Origin of the sequence: Fictibacillus fluitans (genome assembly GCF_030418125.1) — a bacterium.
In the GTDB taxonomy this organism is placed as follows: domain Bacteria; phylum Bacillota; class Bacilli; order Bacillales; family Fictibacillaceae; genus Fictibacillus_C; species Fictibacillus_C fluitans.
Genome location: NZ_JAUHTR010000003.1, coordinates 250,396 through 272,466, shown reverse-complemented (window position 1 = coordinate 272,466; position 22,071 = coordinate 250,396). Strand labels below are relative to the sequence as shown.

Genomic DNA, 22,071 nt, shown 5'->3' with positions numbered 1-22,071 from the left:
TCTTAAATGATGGTAAAGTATTTTTCTGAACGTCATCTGAAAGGAAGTTTTACCTATGAAAGTCAAATTGGTGTCCGGACTGTCTTTAGCCTTGAGCCTTGTTCTGTTTACAGGCTGCTCGAACGATGAGCCTTCCCAAAAAGAAAGCACATCCCACAAGACTGAAGATCATGCAAAAGAAACACAGCAAGAGAAAGATCAATCTAAAAAGAACGATGATAACAAAACGTCAAATCAAAACAAGCCAAGTGATGAAACCAAAAATAATGGCGGGAAAGTCAGCCAGGATCCTGAACCAAAGGACGGGCAGGAACCTGCAAAGAACGATCCAACCGAGCCTTCTCAGGATACGAAAAAGCCTAAACCAGAAACCAAGAATAACGACAGCATTTCTGTTGTCGCACATCCTGAAAGTATACCGGTTCTTGTAAATAAGCGTTCTAAACTTCCCGAAGATTATAAGCCGGCAGACCTTGTGTATCCGGACGTACCTTTTATTTTCAGTGAGAAAATTGAAAAACGGATGATGCGCAAACAAGCAGCAGGAGCACTCGAACAAATGTTTGATGCTGCAAAAAAAGACGGGATTAACCTTACTGGGGTTTCAGCCTATCGTTCCCATGAGACCCAAACATCCCTTTTTAACAACTACGCCAAACGAGATGGCTACGAAAAGGCCCGTACATACAGTGCGCTGCCTGGCACAAGTGAACACGAAACAGGACTTGCCATCGATGTAGCCGGCGACGGTGGCAAATGCCCTGCTCAGGATTGTTTCGGCGATACGGCTGAAGCAAAGTGGCTGGCAAAGAACGCTCCTGATTTCGGTTTTATCATCAGGTATCCTGAAGGCAAGGAAAATATTACAGGCTATAAATACGAACCATGGCATATCCGTTATGTCGGTAAATCTGTTTCCAAAAAGATTGTGGCCAAGAATGGGACACTTGAAGAATATTTCAACGCAGTTCCTGTAACAAACGGCGAATAAACGAAAAAATACCAGCCTTGAGGGCTGGTATTTTTTTATTGGTAATGAACCGTTTTATTTTTTTGTAACATCACATCCAATGACAACAAACAGCTGCCGTTCAACAACAAAAATACAGAGATGACCAAATACGCCAAGTCTAGTTCATATCCGGCTGACTGGCCGTTCCCGGTAAAGCCCGCTTGTGCTTTTACCGTAAAGACCGCACCAAGCAGAATAACGGCAAACAAAAAAGCGACCACACGGGTTCCCAAACCAAGAATCAACAGAACTCCCCCTGCCAGTTCAATAACCGCAACGATGTAAGCTAAAAAACCAGGTAAACCGATGCTGTCAAACCAGCCTGCTGTATTTCCGATTCCCCCCTGAAATTTTAAAGATCCGTGTATTAAAAAGGCAACACCGATAAAAATTCTTAAAATAAAGGCTCCTGCATCCTTTCCTCTCATCGCATCATACCTCCTGACAACTAGAATATTACCCACCAAGTTACTTAACATAAGTTAGTATAAATAAATAACTAATTGACGTCAAGTAATTATGTATAAAAAAGTGTATAAGTAACAACTTCGGCCTGGAAAGTTTTTTAAAAAGTAAAAGAGCCCTCTCCTTTCCGGAGAAGGCTCTTCTTATATAACTAAGCGGTTGGTCCTTTCAGTTCAGGGTTCTCATCCCCTGCAATGTCTTCGTCATCATTATCAATGATGGCTTTTGGAAGTCCAGAATACTTAGCCCAGAAATAAATGGCGAGCGCCCCAATGGCAATGATAATCAAATCCCATGGATTGCCCAATATTCCTTTCCCTCCGCCAAACGAACCGATGTAAGAGATGATCAGCATCATTACATAGTAGACAATGAGCCACCATGATGATTTGATTTGCTGTGACAGGCTGACATCCTTTGTCGGTACGTATTTGGAAAACAGCAAATAGATGATGAACATCAAGAGCTGTGAACCAATCAGCCATGAAATGGTCTTCCATCCTGACCAGTATACGATATAGGTGGCGAAGATAAATGACAATGGAGCAATAATATTCATACCCTTTAACGTAAAAGGCTTGTGAAGGTCTTTTGCATTAATGCGGAACGCTGCAGATGAAATTGGAGCAATCGCATAAGATAGAATCAGCGCCACTGAACATACGTTGACCAAGGCATTCCAGGACGGAAATGGCAGCGTCCAAAATACGGCCAGACCGAATGAGAGCCACAGGGAAGGTCTTGGAATCCCCGTTTTTTCATTTACTTTTGAAAAAACATTAAACAGGGTCCCGGTCCTGCTCCATGCATACACAAGACGGGATGTAGTATTCATAAAAATATTCCCGTTTCCTCCTGGAGAGATAATGGCATCCAGCACAACGATTGTAGCAAGCCAGCCCAATCCGAGTGCAACGGCAATATCTTTAAAAGGAAGCGCAAATTCCTGTGCAATTTTCGGCCATCCATTAGACAGGATATCGGTCGGGATTGCACCAATAAACAAAACCTGGAGCAGCGTATAAATAATGGCCGCAAGTACGATACAGACAATCAAAGCGATCGGAATATTCCGCTGCGGATTTTTTACTTCCCCCGCCACAGAAACAATGGGATGAAGACCCAGATAGGCAAACATCACACCGCCCGTTGATATGGCTGCCTGAACTCCCTGAAACCCGAATGGAGCAAACCCTTCTGTTGAAAAGTTACCTGATTTAAAATGAAACGCAAGAACGACGATGATCGTAAGCGGAACAAAATATTTAAAGATAGAAATAATTACATTTGACTTGGTAAACGCCTTGACACTCCAATAATTTAAAAGGAAGAAAAGGCATAGCAGGGCGAACTGCAGCAGCCAGCCGGCAATGGTGGGGGAATCCGATCCTGCCTTGGTGAGTCCCGGGAACCAATAAGCCACATACTGTCTTACTGCTGTAACTTCAATTGATATTAGACTGGTGTAGGCAACTATCGTGATAAATGAAATCAAGTAGCCTACTAAGGGTCCATGCGAATAAACTGGATATCTTAAGATACCTCCTGTACGCGGGAGAGCTGCGCCCAGTTCGGCGTAAACAAACCCGATGAGGAGAACAATAAGGCCGCCGATAATCCATGAGAAACTGCCGATCGGTCCAGCTTTTGATGCAACATTACTTACAGCAAACAGCCAGGCTGATCCGAATATAGCTCCTAGTCCAATTAGTATAAGATCTAACAATGATATCGACTTTTTGAATGGTCCTTGATCTGACATAATTTCCTCCTTAGTGATTTCCGTTACCCCTTCTTCTCCTCCTTTCGATATTTTTCGACTTAATTTGACAAAACATACATAATCAATATTTATCCATTTCCGCCTTATTTAAAACCTCTTTTTCTTTTGCTTGCTGGTTTATTCGAAACTCTTCATTATGTCTGGAAGCAGCTCACTTACATCACTGGCCAATAGCCCCCGCTGTGCTTTTGTTTTTCCCCAGTGGTCTGCACTGCAGCCATGAAAATAAACAGCGTTTGCCACAGCCGATTTGATGTCTTTTTCCGCAGAAACAAAAGCCAGGAGCATACCGGTCAGTGTATCGCCTGTGCCTCCCTTTGCAAGGCCCGCATTTCCGGTTTCATTTACAAACAAATCTCCATCTGGAAAGGCAATCACGGTATTTCTTCCTTTTAAGACGGTAATAACACCTTGTTCCTGTGCATACTTTTGGGCAAAGTAAAGACGGTTTTTTTGAATATCCGGAACAGGAATACCGGTCATTTTGCTGAATTCTCCAGGATGCGGCGTCAAAATGATTTCAGCTTTCCTGCTCGGATACCGGCGTTCTTGGAGTGCTCCTGCATCGATAATCAGGGGTAAATCGGATTGAAACAATACCTTTAAAGCCTGTTCAATCTCTTCTGGATTCGGAAGCCCCGGTCCGATCGCACAAGCCTTCATACCTTTTGGCACCTGGCCATTCACCACTTTCTGAAGCCCATCGTGCGCATACATGGCCTCCGGAATCCGCCCTGCAAGAACACCTGCCACAAACCGGCTTGTGCCAATCGTCAATTTGCCAATTCCGCTCCGCAGCGCACCTATTCCGGCTAGAAGCGCACTTCCAGGCATTTCATCCGAACCGGCAAGAAGCAGCCCCGTTCCAAACGTTCCTTTGTGGGCTTTTTGCTCCCTTTTTTGGAAGGTCCGTTTTACATGCTCTTCTGTCCATACCTGCCATTTCGATTCTTGTGGCAAACCTATCCCAAGAACCTTTTTCTCTCCGTAATAATCTGTGCTTCCTTCCAAAAATGCGGAAGGTTTATATCCGTGGAGGCAATATGTATAATTCGCCTGAAAAGCTTCATCCGCCCATCCCTCATCTGCCGATACTCCCGTTGGCAGATCCACAGCAATTTTAAGGGCATGCTGTTCGTTCGCCCAATGGATCACCTTTTGTATCTCACCTTGTAAAGGAGGTGTTGCTCCTGCCCCAAGAAGGGCATCAACGATCACATCATATTTCCCCTGTATTTCTGATACTTTAAGCCCGCAGGACGTATAGTGGGTAAAATGCTTCAGGGCAGTTTCACTTTTAGGCTTTCCGGCAGGTAAAACAAGTTCGCAAGAATAGCCATGCTGCTGCAAATACCGGGCCAGCACAATTCCGTCACCGCCATTGTTTCCTTTTCCTGACATAATCAGAATCCGGTCTTTTTTGCCAATGTGCTTCTTCATTTCCTCAAACAACGCTCGTCCTGCATTTTCCATCAATGTGAAAACATCAAGTCCGCTTTTTTGGGCGATTTGATCGATTTGTTTAATTTCTGCTCCCGTAAAGATATGCATATACAGCACCTCCAATTAATCAATGAACAGCTGATTTTTCTGGATATAAAAAAGCCCTTGATGGATTAAAGGCTTTTTTGTTTATTCGGTATCCTGTTTTTCCATGGCTGCCGGATTTGGCCCTGGATTTGGTTGATCCTGTTGATTGTTCTCATTGTTTTGGTTTGGCGGCATTGTTTCATCTGGATCCGCATCGTTATCTGCTTCCATATCCTTTGCTGGCCCAGGATTTTTCTCCACATCAGGCTTGTTCTTTGGATCTGCCTTTTGCGGTGGTTCCGGCTTCTTTGGCTTTTTTGGCTTCTTCGGTTTTTTTTCTGCTTTTTCCGGTTTTGCCTTAGGCGGATGGGCGGGTGGTCCTGCAGGTTTTTTCTTTTTTACAATTTTGCTTTCATTTTTATGTTTGCCTTTTTGTTTTCCTTCGTTCTTATCTTTCTCCTTTTGCTCCTTGCTGTTACGCTCTTTTTTTACTTTTGTTTTTTCTTTATCATTATTTTTTTGCTCTATCTTTTCGGGCACGGCTGCTGCTTTGTTCTCCGTCTTTTCGACCTTTTCTTTTTCAGCAGGACTGCCAGTATTAACAGGCTGCTCCATCCTTTGTACCGGGACGTTCTGAAAAAGCTGATCCGTAGAAATGACCTGCTCCAGTAGAATTTGTTGATCGTTATTATGTAATTGATCAGTTGAAACAATTACATTTGATAACGTATGGATGGTCTTGGTTTCACTTGCCTTTGCCTTTGTTTCAGGTGTTGCCGATTTTTCCTGTCCTTCATATCCCAGCCATATTCCTATCAGCAGAAGCGGTATGGCAATCATAAACTTATACATTTCTTACACCTTCCTCATAGCTACATACCACGGCAGCGGCCTTCGTAAACCCATTTAAAACAAACGGATTAATCTCAATTTTATAAAAACTTGGGAAAATAGAGTCTGAAACACCTCATTTATTGTAATAATTTCGGGTTCACTTTCCCAAGTTTACTTTTTCCATTATATGCTACTATTTTGATATAACCTTCTTAAGGAGAGTTATCATGATATTACAAACAGAAAAGGCGTCTGAAGTCATTGAATTGCTCAGTCGATGGAATGTAAGTATGAGGGATCGCAATCTGGCAGTTGCCGAGGAATTAAATGTTGAGATACTGGAACAGCTTGATCCTGCTGAACTGGATCATCAGGAACTGCTATGGCACTCTCTGCTGGAGACGCGGTATACACTCATCCATAAAAGGTATGAAGACACCGAAGTCCTTTTGCAGCAACTGGAACTGCTGGAAGGACAACTTTCCCCTGAAATGGCGTTTTATTATCACTTCTTAAATGGCATGTTTGCGTCCAGCATGAACCGGCACGTAAATGCTGTTACCTGTTACCAGATCGCAGAGCGCTTTTTAGGCTGTGTGGAGGATAAAATTGAAGTGGCTGAATTCTTTTATAAAGCGGCTGCCGCCTTCTATCATACCCGGAAATTTTTGCTTGCCATCAATTATGCAAAAATGGCCAGGGAGACCTTTGAAGATGTTTCAAAGAATGATTTAAGATGCGCGGATTGTGAAAACATACTGGGTTTGTGCAGCCTCAGCCTCAAACAATATGAACAGGCAGAAGAGCATTTTTTAGATTCTCTGGATATCGCGGAAAAATTTAAAAATGAAGAATTGCTCAACTTTATCCGCTATAATCTGGGTTTTCTTTATTCTGAACAAAACTTGTCCGATATTGCCATCCGTCATCTGGGCGAGCTCTACAGTAAAAAATTTATTCCTCACAAGCTTACCTTTCTGCTTGCACGTGAATACTTCAAGATGAATGATAAGGAAAATGGATTTTATTATCTTCATCAAGGCATGGATGTGTGCAGCAGCGCTGAAAATGAAGAGTATCTCCACCACCTGCAAATTTTAAATGCCCAGTACTCTGATCTTCCTTTCGGGGAAATTGAACAGATTGTCATTGAGCATTTGAAATACTTTGAAGAAAAACAGCTTTGGGGTTTTGTGCAGGATTACACAGAAGCTCTTGCTACCCTTCTTCATCATGAAAGACAATTTGAAAAAGCCAGCACTTACTTTTACCAAGCGTTCCGCGCTAAAACCAAAATCGAAGAAATGGGGTATTTACGATGAAAAAAGCAAAAATTCTTTTGGGAACATTTTTGGTTTTGACCGCGCTCTTCGGCGCAGTTGCAAGTAATGGAAGCTTCGAAGCCGAGCATGGCGTAATTCGTGACAATCCTACACATCTTTAATTGAAAAAAAAGAGCCCGCCGGCTCTTTTTTTATGGAATTATTTATTTGTTGCTAATCCCCTGGCATTAAAGATTCGGTCTATCAACTTTCCATTTTTCCCCCGGTTAATGAGCTCATCAGCCTGTTTAATGGCACGTGCCCCGTCATTGAAGGACGCATTAGGAGTCAGCGACCAATGAGACTGCAAAATGATTTTGGTGGCTGCATCCCTTCCCAGTGCGCTGGCCAATTCATAAAGTGGCTGAGACCAGATTTCTCCGTCTGCATGAACTTCCCCCACTGCATCCTTCGGGTATACTTTGTTTTCATCCAGTCTACGGAGACAAGGCGGATCGCCTTCGGAATACGAGGTGGCATCCCATTCGGCTACACAAGCTCTGCCAAACGAATTTCCGGAAAGCGCGTCTTCATAAACAGCACCGAGATAATCTCCGAAGCCTTCACCCATAGAGCCTCCTTCGATCGAATCTCCATAGCCCGGAACCTGATTGTCCTGTATGGAATGACCATACTCATGGGCAATGACTCCGGCGTCCTCCGCATCATCCACACCGCCTGATCCAAAGGTCAGGTCTTTTTTGGTGGGGCTGTAAAAAGAGTTGTCTCCTTTATATGTATTCACATTCGCTGTTATGGAACGGTTATTGATATTAGTAAAGCCAAGCGACTGAATGTAGCGCTGCAGCCGGTCGAGATGATAGTAGGCCATTACGTCTTCAAAGCGGTCATCGGACCGGGTATAACGGAAAACATTGCTCTTGTTTTTCGTTTTTGCTTTGGAATAGACATATACAAAATCACCGGTAAGCGTGCCTGAACCGTCAAGGCCCTGAAGAGCCACTGTTTTAAGCTGTGCCGTTAATTCCGGAGAATCGGCATCGTTGTTATCCGCAAGATTGGAGGCACTTCCATTTGACTCTACCGGGTTCGGATAAAATACTTGTCCTGACCCCATCGCTTTTTGGTTCAAATCTTTCTTCTTCATCAGCTTCCCAGTACCTGCGTGGACAATGGTTTCCCATGCGCCAAAAGGAGCTTTTGCGTGTACAATTACCTTGTATGCCGGTATGGCCTTGCCATTTTGGATCACATAGCCAAACGTATTCTTTGTCGTTCCCCAATCTCCCTCTCCTTTGTCTCCGATCCATTTATGCGCTTTGGACTCAGCCTGGCTCTTGGAAAGCTTGTCCTCCACCCGTTCTACTGATGTGTACGGGACATAGTCCGACACTGCAAGAGTCACCTTTCCGGAAGGATCCACGGTTACTGCAAGCTGTCTCCCGAATACCTGGTACCCATTAACCGTTTGCTGGTATCGCACGTAGCTCCCCGCCTCTGTCTGCACCGTATTGACGTATGAGAGACCGGACAGATCCTGAGGCAGCTTTAAGGCGTGCGCTTGTTCTTTTAAATACGCTTCAGCCACCCCTTTCGCATCAATGTCTTGCGCTTTGACAATTGGACTCTGATCCATTGGACCTCCATGCTTGTAAATGGGGACTCCCATTGTAATGAAAAGCGCTGCTGTTGCAGACCAGATCATTTTCTTTCTCATCATCTCATTTTCTCCTATTCTTTTTAAATTTTCAGATAACTTAATTGTATGCTGTGAAATTAGAACCAGGCAATAGACACAATGAGCTATTTTTACAAGTATTGGATATTGTTTGATCAGGTGAAAGTACTTTTCAAATATATTAATGTGCGTTATAATAAGTTTGTGAATCATTGAGCATACTTTTCTGTGAGCAACTCCCTCCTTATCGGGGAGGGAGTAAAAGTACGCTACATTAACCAAGAGATGTAAATAGGCAAAGAAATCAACGATAAAATTGTACTGATTACAAACGAAGAAGCTGTTTCAGCAGATAACGATTCAAAGCGTGTGGATATCATGGCAGCGACAGCTGAACCAGGAAATGCCACAAGCAGAATAGCTTTTACAGTATCTGCGTGGTTAAGTCCGATCGTGTGTGACACCAAAACCATGAATAATGGAAGAGCTACCACTTTCAATACGGAAATGCCGACAGCAACCGGCTGGAAGCTGATTTTGCGAATACCGACGGTTACACCAACCGCAAACAGAGCAACACCAGATGTAACAGAACCAATTTGATCCAAAGCACTTTTCATCAGTTGAGGCGCCTGGAATCCAAATAAGGTCAAGACAACGGCGAGCAACGGAATACAGGCCAGCGGTTCACTGAGCCCATGAAGAATAATTCCCAGTGTGCTTGATTTCTCCCCTTCTGCTTTCCCTTTGCTGCTTTGTCCGATGGTACCTACAATAGTAGCCAGCGGATCCAGCAGCGCATTAACCACAATACCTGTTACTGCGATGGGAATCGCTACTTCCTGGGCACCGAACAAGCTTCCAAGAACGGAAATCCCCATAAATGCAAAGGCAGGCTGGGTAGAGTTTAATGAAAACATGGATGCTTTCGTTAAGTCGTATTTAAACGCAAACCGGGCGATCAGAAGCATAATGATATAAAATCCGATGATGCAAAGCGTCATGGTTAGAAAGAACGTCCATTGGCTGATCAGCGTTTGCTTGGATGTTGACGTGATCCCGATAAATAAATGAGCTGGCAAAGCAAATTTGGTAACGAGTGTATTCAGGCCCTTCGAAGAATCTTTGTTAAAGACCTTAAAATAGCCTCCCATGTACCCGATGATAATGGTAAAGAAGATCGGGATTAGCGTTAGAAAAATATTCCCTATAGACATAATAACTGCACTTCACTTTCCCCAAAAATTGTAGTTGTTAAAAATGGCAGAAAAGAACCCGCCTCAGCTTTTTAGAAGTAAGGCAAAGGCGGCGCCTCCCCTGCATTGGACAAACCTTATATGGCAAGAGTTGTGATTGTTTTGTATTCAGGCTTCCACATTGCTTCGGTTACCGCTTGCTCAAGGTCAGAAATATCGGCTGATGCAATGCCTTCTTCGATTGCTGTCTTAGCCACTTCGATGGCCACAGCCTTGGAAACCTCATGCAGCTGATCAATGGAAGGCAGAAGCGATGCACCAGGTGTACTGCTGTCCGACATTCCGGCAACCGCGTTTGCGGCTGCTGCCAGCATTCCTTTTGAAATAACCTTAGCTTTTGCAACAATTGCTCCAAGTCCAAGACCCGGGAAAACAAAAGCATTGTTGGATTGTCCGATTTCGCAGGACACACCCTCATAAGCTACCGGTTGGAACGGGCTTCCTGTAGCAATCAATGCTTTGCCGTTTGTCCATTTGATCAAATCTTCAGGAATAGCCTCCGCTAAAGGTGTTGGATTGGACATTGGCATAATGATCGGGCGCTCCACATGCTTAGCCATTTCTTTTACAACTTCCTCTGAAAAAGCTCCAGCTTGTCCGGAAGTACCAATTAATATGGTTGGTTTTACTCGTTTGATGACTTCCAATAAAGGAATAATGCCTTCTGCATTTCGTTCCCAGTCTTTTACTTCCTCCGCTTTTCGGGTATACGGCTGCTGAAATTTAAATACATCCGCTATATCGTCGGTAAGAAGGCCACGGTAATCTACCGCCCAAAAACGGTCATAGGCTTCTTCTTCAGATAATCCCTCAAGCGTCATGGTCTCAACAATCTGGTCCGCATTACCGATTCCCGCAGCTCCTGGTCCAAAGACAAGAACCCGCTGATCTTTCAAAGGAACTTCGGTTACTTGAAGTGCAGACATGATGGCTGCAAGTGTAACTGCACCGGTTCCCTGGATATCGTCATTGAAAGTAAGGATCTGCTCACCATATTTGTCGATGATGTTTCTTGCATTTACGTTGCCAAGATCTTCCCAGTGAAGCAGCACATCAGGGAAATATGTGGTTGCCTTCTGTACAAACGCATCGATAAATTCATCATAGCTTTTGCCGCGAACCCTGCTGAATTTGTTGCCGATGTATAGAGGGTCTTCAATCAGCGCCTGATTGTTGGTACCTACATCAAGTACAACCGGCAGCACACGGCTTGGGTCAATTCCTGCTGCTGCAGTGTACACAGCCAGTTTGCCAATTGCGATGTTAATACCGCCTACACCCTGGTCACCGATCCCCAAAATACTTTCGGAATCCGTCACAACGATCAGGTCGACACCACTTCCTGCAAGATTAAGATTTTCAAATGCCTGATCCATACCTTCAAGATCATCAATTGAAAGATATAGTCCACCTGGACGGCGGTATTCGTGTGAATACTTCTGAATTGCTTCTCCGACTGTCGGCGTATAAATAATAGGAAGCATTTCACTTAAATGATCCTGGAGCAGCCGATAAAATAGAACGACATTACGGTTATACAGATCATAAAGAAGTCCATTTTTGCGGATATCGCTTGTTTGGGCCGAAAACTGTTCGTATGCACGCTTTGCCTGCTCGTCAAGATTCAACACTTGAGACGGCAGCAAGCCTTGCAGACCGAGTGTTTCCCTTTCCTGCTTTGTAAACGCAACGCCTTTATTGATAAAGGGGTTGCTGAGAACCTCTTTCCCTTTCAAGGTTGTTTTGAGAACTTTTCTTGTCATAACTGCATTCGTCATGAAACATCCTTCTTTCTAAAAAAGTTTACTGAAGTATAACCAAAACAAAGAACAGCTGCGATCCGAATCTCAGCCATTCACCTATCAAAATACGTATATTCAGCCTGCCACCAGACAGGCTATATAACGGTATACACTTCGTCTTTACTTGTATTATGTTAGTGGCTTTACGGACATTTCACCAGTTTATTTCATTTAGTTAAGCATTATGTAATTAAAAAAAGTAAGCAGCGGGAAGGGCTGCTTACAAATAATGTTGAATCCTATGTGTTTGATCCTCTTTGAGGGTATGCTGTGAAACCGGCCGTCCAACCGTGCCATAATGAATGTTCACCTCAAGAATTCCTATGTCACTTAAAAATTTAAGGTACTTTCGCACGGAAACTCTGGAAATCCCGGTTTGGAATACAATATCATCTGTAGAGAAGGAGGTTGACCTTAATTGTTCAATAACCTCCCAGATCACTTTGAGTGTTTCCTGCGATAAACCCTTTGGCAGTTCTTCCGGAAGCGGCTTTTCATCTTGACGGTGAATCAGCTGATCCAATTCTTCCTGGCTGAGCGTACTCTGGTTTTTCCAAAAAAGCGACTTTTCCCTGTAGGATGACAAGGCCGCATTAAAGCGTTCAAATTCAAAGGGTTTGATTAAGTAATCGACCGCCCCCAGCCGCATGGCTTTTTGGATTCTTTCTTTATCTGATGCAGCGGAAATAACGATTACATCAATCTCTATTTCACTATTACGGATATAAGCAAGAAGATCCAGACCGCTTTGGCCCGCCATAAAAATATCAAGCAAAAGCAGTTCAACTCTGTGATTCTTCAGCTCCTTCATCGCCTCTTCTGCAGATCGGCAGCTGACCGCCGTTTCAAATCCTTCAATTTGTTCCAGATATCGCTTATTAAATTCGGCTACCATCGGATCGTCTTCCACAATCATTACCCTAATCATCCTGTATCCCCTTTGCTTTATAAGGAATATAAACCACAAATTTCGTACCTTCTCCAACTTTGGAAGAGTAGTCCAGCTCCCCTCCCAATTTTGTCAGGCTCTCCTTCAGCAGATGCAGGCCTATCCCTCTGTTTTCTCCTTTTGTTGAGTACCCTTTTGTAAAAATGTTATCCAGATCAGTGGTTGAAATGCCGGTGCCTGTGTCGCGAACTTCTACAGTTAAGATCTCATCCGCGTAATCAAACATGACATCGATCGATTTGGCCGGCCTTTTCTCCACCGCATCCACGGCATTGTCGATTAAATTCCCGACGATCGTAATCAATTCGTGGGTAATTTCCGAATCGGCAGGCTCCGGCAGCGGAAAATCCGAAAATACGTACAATCGTGCTCCCCGTTCCCGGGCATGGCTCATTTTTCCGATCAAAAAGCCGGCCAGTACCGGATCTTTAATGTACTCGGTTATGGAATTCATTTCATCCTTACTGCGTCCTACAAGGTCGCTGATGTAATGGGATAATTGATCATAGTCCTTCATGTGCACCATGCCAAGGACGACATGAAGCTTGTTCATGAATTCATGCGATTGAGCTCTCAGCGCTTCAGCATACATCCGCACGCCGGTTAATTGTACGGCCAGCTGCTGGACTTCCGTCTTATCCCGGAAGGTTGAGACAGCGCCGACGATTTGATCATTTACGATCACCGGCAATCTGTTTACCAAAAGATGCGTACCCTTTAAATCCATTTCTTCGTTCAGGTCTTCCTTCCCTGTTTTCAGCACTTTTTCCAGCTTAGATGCCGTAAAAAAGTACTCCGCCCTTTTTCCAAGCGGATTATCGGAGATGCCTGCTTTTTTTAATGTATTCATCGCCGCTTTATTGACAAGAGTAATTCTTGAGTCAGGATCAACCGCGATGATTCCCTCATGAACCGACTGAAGAATGGCACTTCGTTCTTTCAGCAGTTTGGCAATCGCGACCGGCTCAAGTCCGAACAATATGGTTTTAATATATCTGGCGAGTAAAACCGCGCCAAGAATTCCGGCCAAAATTCCGAAAAGCGTACCGGTATATATATTCAGCCTGTTTTTGAATACAGCTTCCTGAACCGTTTGCAATGAGATGCCGACAGCAACAGCCCCTGCCTGTTTGCCTTTTTCATCATATACCGGGGTAAATGAGCGCAGCGACTTCCCCAATGTTCCTTTAGAAATGGAAATATGCTCTTTCCCTTTTAGAACCTGTCCCTCATCTCCACCTTCAAACTTACGTCCGATTTTGGAAGGATCCGGGTGGGTTTTGCGGATTCCGTTGTTGTCCATAACAACGATGAATTCCACTCCTGTAGCCTTTCGAATGCTGTTGGTGTAGCGCTGCACAGCCCTTTGGGGATCATCTCCCGTTAAAGCCCCAATGACCAGCGGCGTCCTGGCCACAGTACGGGCAATATTCTCGGCCTTTTCACCCTGGCTCTTTTCAATCGTTTCGGAAACGGTGCGGCTGATCAGAATATCCGTTACAAAAAGCGAGAGCGCCACCACCAAGCACACCATGATCATAATGGTGAACTGCAGACTCCATTTCCCTTTTCTCATTTCCACTCACCTCTTAAATCGATCCGTGCTTTATTTTATTATCCATTCCCATAGTTTACTTCTTTTACCCGAATATACAAAGGCTTTCATTGAAGAAGGATTAGCTGTTATAATAAGGAAACAATTCCTTTAATCAAAAAGCGATGATGAGAAAGAGTAGAATCCCACCATTTTCCACAGAGAGCTTCGGCAGCTGAAAAGAAGCAAAAATGACGATTCGAATATGGTCTCAGAGCTCTGTCCTGAACGCAGACCTTATGAGTAAGGAGCAGCGAGTGGTGGCACTTGTTATCAAAACCACAGTATAAGAGTGTTCTTTTTACTCACTCTGTACTTGCTGAGATGACAGGCGCAAGCCTCTCATAAATAAAGGTGGTACCACGGGTATACAAACCCCGTCCTTATCTGTTATTAGATATGGACGGGGTTTTTTGTTGTTTAGTATGAATAACAGGGGTTACGGGAAAGGGTAACAAACCCGGCTCAATTACAAGGAGGAATACGGATGGCTATTTTCATTGGAGGGGCATGGCCCTATGCGAACGGCTCTCTTCACACGGGACATATTTCAAGCCTGCTGCCCGGTGATATACTCGCGCGCTATTATCGGTTAAAAGGTGAAAAGGTGCTGTATGTATCAGGCAGCGACTGCAACGGCACACCCATCACGATCAGGGCAAGGCAGGAAGGAATAACTCCAGGGGAAGTGGCGGACCGCTTTCACACGGAGTTTGAAAATAACTTTAATAAGCTTGGTTTCTCATATGACTGTTATACCCGTACAGATCATCCCCATCATCATAAAACAGTTCAGGAAATCTTTCTTTCTCTTTATAAGGAAGGATATATTTATCCAAAGGAAATTGAACAGGCGTATTGCGAAACCTACGGACAATTCCTTCCTGACCGCTACGTGGAAGGCACCTGTCCGGTATGCGGGAGCCATGCACGGGGAGACCAATGTGACAACTGCTCCACTATTCTCGATCCGTCAGACCTCATTGACAGAACGTGCAAGCTTTGCGGCAAACCTCCAGTATTCAAACGAACCGAGCATCTGTACTTTGCTCTTCACTCCTTTCAGGAGCCGCTGGAAAAGGATGTGGCAGAAGCGGAACTGAAGCATGCCTGGCGAACAAATGCCATCCAGCTGAGCAAACGTTATCTGAGAGAAGGATTGATCGACCGGGCCGTTTCCCGTGATCTTCCCATAGGAGTTCCCGTGCCGATTGAAGGCTATGAAAACAAGAAGGTTTATGTATGGATTGAAGCTGTCTCAGGATATTACTCTGCGAGTAAACGATGGGCTGAGGTAACAGGGAATGATGATTCTCTGTTCTGGCAGGAAGATACCATATCTTATTATGTACACGGCAAAGACAACATTCCCTTTCATACCATTATCTGGCCGGCGATTCTCCATGGCATCGGAAATCCCGCTATCCCCCGCCATATCGTGTCCAATGAATATTTGACATTGGAGAAGAAGAAGCTTTCAACAAGCAGAAACTGGGCGGTATGGGTTCCGGATCTAATAGAACGGTATCATCCCGATTCCATCCGTTATTTCCTGACCATCAATGCCCCGGAGAACCGCGATACCGATTTTTCATGGCGCGAATTTATTTACAGCCACAACAGCGAGCTCCTTGGAGCCTACGGTAATTTCGTTAACCGGACACTGAAGTTTATCGAAAAATCGTTCAACGGAGTGGTTCCCGATGGCCCACTCGACAGCATCGCAAGAGAGGAACTGCTTCCTTTGTATGACCAAATCGGGTCCCTCATTGAAGCGTCCCGTTTTAGAGAAGGACTCGACGAGATCTTTTCCTACATTCGTTCTGCCAATAAATACTTTGATGAACAGCAGCCATGGAAACAGATCAAGGAAGTGGATCAAAGCGGTGTTAACCGGACACTTGCGACCTGTGTGGCCATCATCGCCAATCTCGCCCAGCTTCTCGATCCCTTCCTGCCTTTTTCCAGTCAAATGGTACGTGAAACGCTCAAGCTGGAAGGCGCATCATGGGAGATGATCACTCCAAAAAATATTGTGGTTTCCGGAGTATCCCCGCTGTTTGAACGGATTGACCTTAAGCAAATTGATGAAGAACTTGAACGTTTGGGAAGTGACGCTTAAACACAAAAAGGAACGAAGCCGTTATTTGGTTTCGTTCCTAACGTTTGCGTTTGATACCAGAATCTCTTATGCTCACAATATCTCAACCCGTGTTTACATTGCCAAAATTAACCATGTGTGTATATAGTTTTTTGGATATAGACAAACAAAAACGGATGGAAGTTTTCCACCCGTTTTCTTCGTAAATTATGAATTAATGGCTTCCGCTTCTTCCTTAGGAAAAGCAGGAATCCAGTCACCGTGTGCTTCAATGAGATCGTCACATAGCGCAACAATGTCATCCAGCGAAAGTTCTGCAGCAGTATGCGGATCCAAAAATGCCGCCTGGTACAGGCTGTCGCGGTTTCCTGTAACTGCTGCCTCAATCGTCATCAGCTGCGTGTTGATGTTCGTTCGGTTTAGCGCAGCGAGCTGTTCTGGAAGCTCTCCCATATAGCATGGCTTGATTCCGTTCCGGTCGGCGACACACGGAACTTCCACGACCGCTTTTGACGGAAGGTTGGAGATCAAACTTCCTTCGTTCAGCACATTTCCGCCAAATACAAACGGCTGATTCGTTTCCATTGCTTCAATGATTCTTGATCCATATTCGTGTGAACGCACATGGGTCAACTGGTCATTGTCCACAATGCTGTCGCGCATTTTTTCCCAGCCTGCGATTTGCTGCTCACAGCGCCTTGGATATTCATCCAGCGGTATATTGAACTTTTCAATCAGTTCAGGATAATTTCTTTTAATAAAGTAAGGATGATACTCCGCATTATGCTCAGACGATTCCGTTACATAGTAGCCGAATTTATCCATCAGCTCGAAGCGCACCATGTCATTGTGCTTTTCTTTTTGCTTTTCTTTCGCACGTCGCTTGATTTCCGGGTACAGGTCTTCCCCGTTGCGTTTGATCTCGAGCAGCCAGGCCATGTGGTTAATCCCTGCAATTCGTTCTTCAATGCCGTCTGCCGGAAGATCAAGTGATTCCAGTAAATCTCTTGTGCATACCTGAACACTGTGGCACAGACCGACAGCCTTTATTGACGTATAGCGTAAAATAACACCTGTCAAAGCAGCCATCGGATTGGTATAGTTCAGAAGCCAGGCATCCGGGCACACACTTTCCATGTCTTTTGCGATATCTAGCATGACCGGAATCGTCCGTAACGCACGGAAAATCCCGCCAATCCCGATGGTATCCGCGATCGTCTGCTCCAAGCCGTACTTTTTCGGAATTTCAAAATCGATCACCGTGCTTGGTTTATAGCCTCCAACCTGAATCGCATTAATGACATACGAAGCACCCGTTAAAGCGGGAATTCTTTCTGAATAGGATTTTATCGCAATGTCTGCTTTCAGATTTTTTTTAAGCTGATTCAGCATAGCTTCTGATTCACTGAGACGTTTAGGATCAATGTCAAACAGTGCAAATTCAAAATTTTGAAGCGCCGGTGACATCATGCAGTCACCCAATACATTTTTGGCAAAAATGGTGCTTCCTGCTCCGATAAAGGTAATCTTTTTCATTACGCGCTCTCCTCCAACATGCAATTTATTGTTATTATTTTTCCAAAGATAATTATGAGAATGTTTGTTATACTCAATATTAAATCGCTTACATTACATTATCAATGGTAAAATACTGTTTTTGGAGGGTAATAAATTGCTGAACCACGTATTAGAGAAACCTTACGGCAACAGCGTATTTCAGTACCGCAAAAAGGATATATCCATGCCGGCCAACCTGTGGTACGCGGGATGGGAGCTTCAAACCTCTTCCGACTACCGCTGGAACGGGAATACAAGGAACGATGGTGATCATACATTTATCTTTCAATACACAACAAAGGGAGAAGGAAGAATCCGGGTGAACGAAACCACCTATCCTCTTTTACCGGGAGACGCATTCCTTGTTGCTGTTCCAAGTGATCACGAATACTGGCTCCCCGAAGAGAGCAGGGAATGGGAATTCATGTTCATTACCCTGGTTGGTGAAAGCACGGAAATGTGCTGGAAGGCATTCATCGAAAAGAAGGGGCCGGTTCTCGATATTCCCTACTCCTCCCGTGTAATTCAGCTTCTTCATCAAATCAACCAGGAAGCTGCCAATAAAGAAATCAAGGATGCCTATATGGCCTCTAGCCGGGCCTATGAATTCGTTATGGCCTTGCACCGGTTTGGCCAGGGATATACCGAGGATACTTCACCCTTGCCGGAAAGCCTGCAGCAGGTGATCACTTATATTCATCAAAATCTCGGCTCGCCTCTTCACCTGGAAGAGCTGGCTGCTGTAGCCGGCTTGTCCAAATTCTACTTTATCCAGCTGTTTCAGTCCCATCTTCAGACGACTCCCATGCAGTATGTTACAAAAACAAGGATTGAACAGGCGATGGCCTGGCTGTCGAATTCGACCATCCCGGTACAGGAAATCTCCCGCAAGAGCGGGTTTGAATCCTCGAATTATTTCAGCAAGGTGTTCAGACGCTATACCGGAGAATCACCGAGCAGTTTTCGGGAGCGCACAAGGCACCGCAAATTCACCAACGTTTTTTTGGATTAAAAAACCTCACTCCATGCGGAATGAGATTTTTAGTCTTCCTGTATGCTGTTGAGTATTTTCCCGAGTGTACTCCTTAATTGGAAAAGCTCCTTTTCATCAAGATCCATATTTTCGAGCAAGGCGCCCGGTATGCATGCCGCCTCCTCCTTCAGAGCTTCCCCTTTTTTTGTAAGTGAGACGATTACACTCCGCTCATCCTGTTTTGAACGCTGCCTGAGAATCAGCTCATGTGACTCCATGCGCTTGAGCATCGGTGTCAATGTACCCGAATCTAGAAACAGTTTCTTTCCCAGTTCTTTCACGGACACTTCCTTCTGTTCCCAGAGCACCAGCAATGCAAGGTACTGAGGATAGGTTACATCCAATTTTTCAAGAAGCGGGCGATATTGTTTAGTCATCTCCCGGGCTGCTGCATAGACCATAAAGCAAATTTGATTTTCTAATTTTAAGTGGTCTTGTTCCAAGTGTCTGTCACCTCTTTTTCACTTTCCAATTCCTTTCTTTACTATAATGCACAAAAAATCATGGGTCAAATTAAATTGCGAACAACTTAATTTTTGACAACTGTTTTTACATATGATAAATTAACATCTAGCAATTAAGTTGTGCACAACACAAATAGCGAAAAGGAGAGATTGTTTATGTTAGACGCATTATATACAGCAAAAGCAACAGCAAACGGTGGACGACAGGGTAAAGTTCAATCCACTGACGGAACCATCGACTTTTCATTATCCATGCCAAAAGCTCTTGGCGGAAAAGAAGAAGCAGGTGCAACCAATCCAGAACAACTATTTGCGGCCGGTTATGCGGCATGCTTTGACAGTGCTCTTCAGCTTGTTGCCCGCCAGGCAAGAAAGCGGGTCGAATCCAGTGTGACAGCAGAAGTCAGCATTGGGAAAGATACAGACGGAGGATTTGGACTTGCCGTCGCGTTGCATGCGAAGATAAAAGGAACAAGCCAGGAAGAAGCAGAGCAGTTGATCCAACAGGCTCACCAGGTGTGCCCTTATTCCAAAGCAACCCGCGGAAATATTGAGGTTACGCTAAACGTTTCTGCAGAATAATAATAAAGCCAGTCTCTCAGCCTAAAGGGACTGGCTTTTTCTTGGGCAAATCAAATGACTTTTTAAATCTTGTCCGGTATAGTGGCTTAAACAACGAAAACGGGAGGAATAGTAATGAGTGCCATAGCTGTTCCCGCTGAATTAAAAGCCAAATCAGGCAAGGAACAACAAACACTGGATGTACTGCTCGAAGTGATGAGACATTCCAGAAAAGAAGAAGGATGTCTTCTCTATAATCTGCATCAGGCACAGGATGACCCTCAAACGTTCATGCTGTATGAACTTTGGAGCGATCAGCAGTCCATCGACCGCCATATTGAAACCGCCCACTACAAAGCCTACCGATCCAGCATCGAGCCTCTTCTCCATGATCGCCAGGTTATGAAGTGGAACCAGATTGACTGATTACATAAGACCCTGCAGGGAGGCATTCTGTTGATACAATTAAGCATCCTTGACCAAGTTCCCATTCCTAAAAATCACACGGCCTCTGAGACCCTGCATCAAAGTGTAGAGCTAGCTCAGCTTGCGGAACAATGGGGCTACAAACGATACTGGTTTGCCGAACACCATAGTACAAAGGGACTCGCAAGCACAGCACCTGAAATCATGATGGCACATACCGCTGCCAGAACAAAAACCATCCGGGTGGGTTCGGGCGGGGTGCTGCTTCCCCAGTACAGTCCCTTTAAAGTGGCAGAAACTTTTTTACAGCTCGAAGCGCTGTATCCCGGACGAATTGACCTTGGTGTCGGCCGTTCACCGGGAGGAACGATGAAAACAAGGCTCGCACTGACGGACAGCATCAAAAAAAGCATGACGGAATTTCCCCGCCAGCTTCAGGACCTTGCCTATTATTTATCAGGACCGCTTCCGTCTGATCATCCGTATTACGGAATTAAGGCCGCCCCCTTTGTCCCTTCTCCTCCACCGGTTTGGGAGCTCGGACTGGGAGAAAACAGTGCACGGCAGGCAGCTTCGCTCGGAATGGGTTATGTATTCGGACACTTTATCCACCCTGACCGTGGACAGGGGGCATACAAAGCATACTATTCAAGCTTTATTCCTTCGCCGCTTCTTAAACAGCCCGCAGGAATTACGGCCATCTTTGTCATATGCGGGGAAAGTGATGAACACGCTGAAGAACTCGCATTAAGCCAGGATTTATGGCTTCTTTCTGTGGAAAAAGGGCTCGACAGCAGAATACCGGGCCTGGAAGAAGCTAGATCCTATTCCTTTTCACAAGCCGACAAGGAAAAAATAAAGACGAACAGAAAGCGCATGGTGATCGGTTCTCCCCAAACGGTAAAAAGACAGCTGGAAAGCTTGGCCGAACGGTACCGAACGGATGAATTTATGGTGTTGACCAACCTTTATTCCTTTGAAGAACGAAAGAAATCGTATAAGAGACTGGCGGATGTTTTTTCTTAATCCTTCGCTGCACAAAAAAAGAGACCCTATCAAGGTCCCTTTTTTTATTATTTAAAGATTTTCACCCGGTCTTCAAGCGGTTGGAATTCTTTTTCCCCTGGTACCGCAGCAGGTTTGCCAAACGGCATTTGCGCAATCAGATTCCAGCTTTCCGGCACATTCCATTCCTGTTTTACCTCTTCATCGATCAGTGGATTGTAGTGCTGAAGCGAGGCTCCAAAACCTTCGTTTTCAAGCGCGGTCCAGATGACCAATTGCAGCATTCCTGAAGAATGGTGAGACCAGATCGGAAAGTTGTCAGCATAAGCTGCAAATGTTTCCTGAAGTCCTTCGATTACTTTTTGGTCTTCAAAGAATAAGACTGTTCCGTATCCGCTGCCAAAAGCATTCATTTTCTCTTCGGTTGGAGCGAATTTTTCTGCAGGCACCATTTTGCGCAGAGTTTCTTTTGTGAGGCTCCATAGTTTGTCATGATTTTCACCCAAAAGGACAACCACACGTGCACTTTGAGAGTTAAAAGAAGAAGGTGTATGCTTTACTGCATGCTCGATAATTTCCTGAATTCTCTCATCAGAAACCACAGCTTCTTTACTGATTCCATAATAGGTGCGTCGATCTTCAATAGATTTCAAAAAAGCCTTTGCCATAATCGCTTTTCCCTCCAACAATTTTTTAATGTTAATTACTTTATATAAGTAAGTATAGTAATTATATTTT

Annotated in this window: 20 protein-coding genes and 1 other annotated feature; of the genes, 8 read left to right on the top strand and 12 right to left on the bottom strand. The window is 44.5% G+C overall.

From position 1 onward, the window contains the following. The first annotated feature begins 55 nt into the window (after positions 1–55). Complete coding sequence (locus QYB97_RS08570) at positions 56–991, top strand: M15 family metallopeptidase (RefSeq protein ID WP_301165569.1); 936 nt, start codon at positions 56–58, stop codon at positions 989–991. Positions 992–1,026: 35 nt separating this feature from the next. Here QYB97_RS08570 and QYB97_RS08565 read toward each other — a convergent pair whose 3' ends face one another. From QYB97_RS08565 to QYB97_RS08550, 4 genes are all read right to left on the bottom strand, one after another. Further along, the gene (locus QYB97_RS08565; RefSeq protein ID WP_301165568.1) at positions 1,027–1,440 is read right to left on the bottom strand and encodes a DoxX family protein; all 414 of its coding nucleotides are present in this window, start codon (positions 1,438–1,440) and stop codon (positions 1,027–1,029) included. Positions 1,441–1,628: 188 nt separating this feature from the next. Then, complete coding sequence (locus QYB97_RS08560; RefSeq protein WP_301165567.1) at positions 1,629–3,239, bottom strand: APC family permease; 1,611 nt, start codon at positions 3,237–3,239, stop codon at positions 1,629–1,631. Between the two features lie 138 nt (positions 3,240–3,377). Then, the gene (locus tag QYB97_RS08555; protein WP_301165566.1) at positions 3,378–4,811 is read right to left on the bottom strand and encodes an NAD(P)H-hydrate dehydratase; all 1,434 of its coding nucleotides are present in this window, start codon (positions 4,809–4,811) and stop codon (positions 3,378–3,380) included. Between the two features lie 81 nt (positions 4,812–4,892). Continuing rightward, positions 4,893–5,642 carry a hypothetical protein gene (locus QYB97_RS08550; RefSeq protein WP_301165565.1) on the bottom strand — a complete coding sequence of 250 codons (750 nt, stop codon included), beginning with the start codon at positions 5,640–5,642 and terminating at the stop codon, positions 4,893–4,895. A gap of 209 nt (positions 5,643–5,851) precedes the next feature. Here QYB97_RS08550 and QYB97_RS08545 point away from each other — a divergent pair, with 209 nt between their 5' ends. Both QYB97_RS08545 and QYB97_RS08540 read left to right on the top strand, forming a co-directional pair. Beyond that, positions 5,852–6,946 (top strand): hypothetical protein, encoded by a 1,095-nt coding sequence (locus tag QYB97_RS08545; protein WP_301165564.1) that lies wholly within the window; start codon positions 5,852–5,854, stop codon positions 6,944–6,946. Continuing rightward, a complete protein-coding gene (locus QYB97_RS08540) occupies positions 6,943–7,068 on the top strand; it encodes a hypothetical protein (protein WP_301165563.1) in 126 nt (41 codons plus the stop codon). Before QYB97_RS08545 ends, QYB97_RS08540 begins: the two co-directional genes overlap by 4 nt. Before the next feature lie 38 nt (positions 7,069–7,106). Here QYB97_RS08540 and QYB97_RS08535 read toward each other — a convergent pair whose 3' ends face one another. From QYB97_RS08535 to dcuS, 5 genes are all read right to left on the bottom strand, one after another. Beyond that, positions 7,107–8,627 (bottom strand): M36 family metallopeptidase, encoded by a 1,521-nt coding sequence (locus QYB97_RS08535; protein WP_301165562.1) that lies wholly within the window; start codon positions 8,625–8,627, stop codon positions 7,107–7,109. Between the two features lie 227 nt (positions 8,628–8,854). Next, positions 8,855–9,802 (bottom strand): AEC family transporter, encoded by a 948-nt coding sequence (locus QYB97_RS08530; protein ID WP_301165561.1) that lies wholly within the window; start codon positions 9,800–9,802, stop codon positions 8,855–8,857. 116 nt (positions 9,803–9,918) lie between these two features. After that, complete coding sequence (locus tag QYB97_RS08525; RefSeq protein WP_301165560.1) at positions 9,919–11,619, bottom strand: NAD-dependent malic enzyme; 1,701 nt, start codon at positions 11,617–11,619, stop codon at positions 9,919–9,921. Between the two features lie 244 nt (positions 11,620–11,863). Beyond that, positions 11,864–12,571: a response regulator gene (locus tag QYB97_RS08520; RefSeq protein ID WP_301165559.1), complete on the bottom strand. Its 708-nt coding sequence runs from the start codon at positions 12,569–12,571 to the stop codon at positions 11,864–11,866. Further along, positions 12,564–14,174, bottom strand: a complete 1,611-nt coding sequence (dcuS, locus tag QYB97_RS08515; RefSeq protein ID WP_301165558.1) for a DcuS/MalK family sensor histidine kinase — start codon at positions 14,172–14,174, stop codon at positions 12,564–12,566. Before dcuS ends, QYB97_RS08520 begins: the two co-directional genes overlap by 8 nt. A 128-nt stretch (positions 14,175–14,302) precedes the next feature. Beyond that, positions 14,303–14,574 (top strand) — a binding site (T-box leader). A gap of 99 nt (positions 14,575–14,673) precedes the next feature. On the opposite strand from dcuS, the gene metG reads away from it, so the two are divergent. After that, positions 14,674–16,308 carry a methionine--tRNA ligase gene (gene metG, locus QYB97_RS08510; RefSeq protein WP_301165557.1) on the top strand — a complete coding sequence of 545 codons (1,635 nt, stop codon included), beginning with the start codon at positions 14,674–14,676 and terminating at the stop codon, positions 16,306–16,308. A gap of 186 nt (positions 16,309–16,494) precedes the next feature. Here metG and melA read toward each other — a convergent pair whose 3' ends face one another. Next, entirely contained in the window at positions 16,495–17,823 is a 1,329-nt protein-coding gene (gene melA / locus QYB97_RS08505; RefSeq protein WP_301165556.1) for an alpha-glucosidase/alpha-galactosidase, read from the bottom strand. A 136-nt stretch (positions 17,824–17,959) separates the two neighbouring features. On the opposite strand from melA, the gene QYB97_RS08500 reads away from it, so the two are divergent. Next, positions 17,960–18,856, top strand: coding sequence for an AraC family transcriptional regulator (locus QYB97_RS08500; RefSeq protein WP_301165555.1), 897 nt, complete (start codon positions 17,960–17,962; stop codon positions 18,854–18,856). Between the two features lie 29 nt (positions 18,857–18,885). Here QYB97_RS08500 and QYB97_RS08495 read toward each other — a convergent pair whose 3' ends face one another. Beyond that, positions 18,886–19,320 (bottom strand): MarR family winged helix-turn-helix transcriptional regulator, encoded by a 435-nt coding sequence (locus QYB97_RS08495; protein ID WP_301165554.1) that lies wholly within the window; start codon positions 19,318–19,320, stop codon positions 18,886–18,888. Positions 19,321–19,497: 177 nt separating this feature from the next. Here QYB97_RS08495 and QYB97_RS08490 point away from each other — a divergent pair, with 177 nt between their 5' ends. From QYB97_RS08490 to QYB97_RS08480, 3 genes are all read left to right on the top strand, one after another. Beyond that, complete coding sequence (locus QYB97_RS08490) at positions 19,498–19,923, top strand: organic hydroperoxide resistance protein (protein ID WP_301165553.1); 426 nt, start codon at positions 19,498–19,500, stop codon at positions 19,921–19,923. A 114-nt stretch (positions 19,924–20,037) separates the two neighbouring features. Beyond that, complete coding sequence (locus tag QYB97_RS08485; protein WP_301165552.1) at positions 20,038–20,328, top strand: putative quinol monooxygenase; 291 nt, start codon at positions 20,038–20,040, stop codon at positions 20,326–20,328. A 30-nt stretch (positions 20,329–20,358) separates the two neighbouring features. Further along, complete coding sequence (locus tag QYB97_RS08480) at positions 20,359–21,354, top strand: LLM class flavin-dependent oxidoreductase (RefSeq protein WP_301165551.1); 996 nt, start codon at positions 20,359–20,361, stop codon at positions 21,352–21,354. Between the two features lie 47 nt (positions 21,355–21,401). Here the strand turns inward: QYB97_RS08480 and QYB97_RS08475 are convergent, their stop codons facing one another. Next, on the bottom strand, positions 21,402–22,001 hold the full coding sequence (locus tag QYB97_RS08475) for a nitroreductase family protein (protein WP_301165550.1): 600 nt from the start codon (positions 21,999–22,001) through the stop codon (positions 21,402–21,404). Positions 22,002–22,071 lie beyond the last annotated feature (70 nt).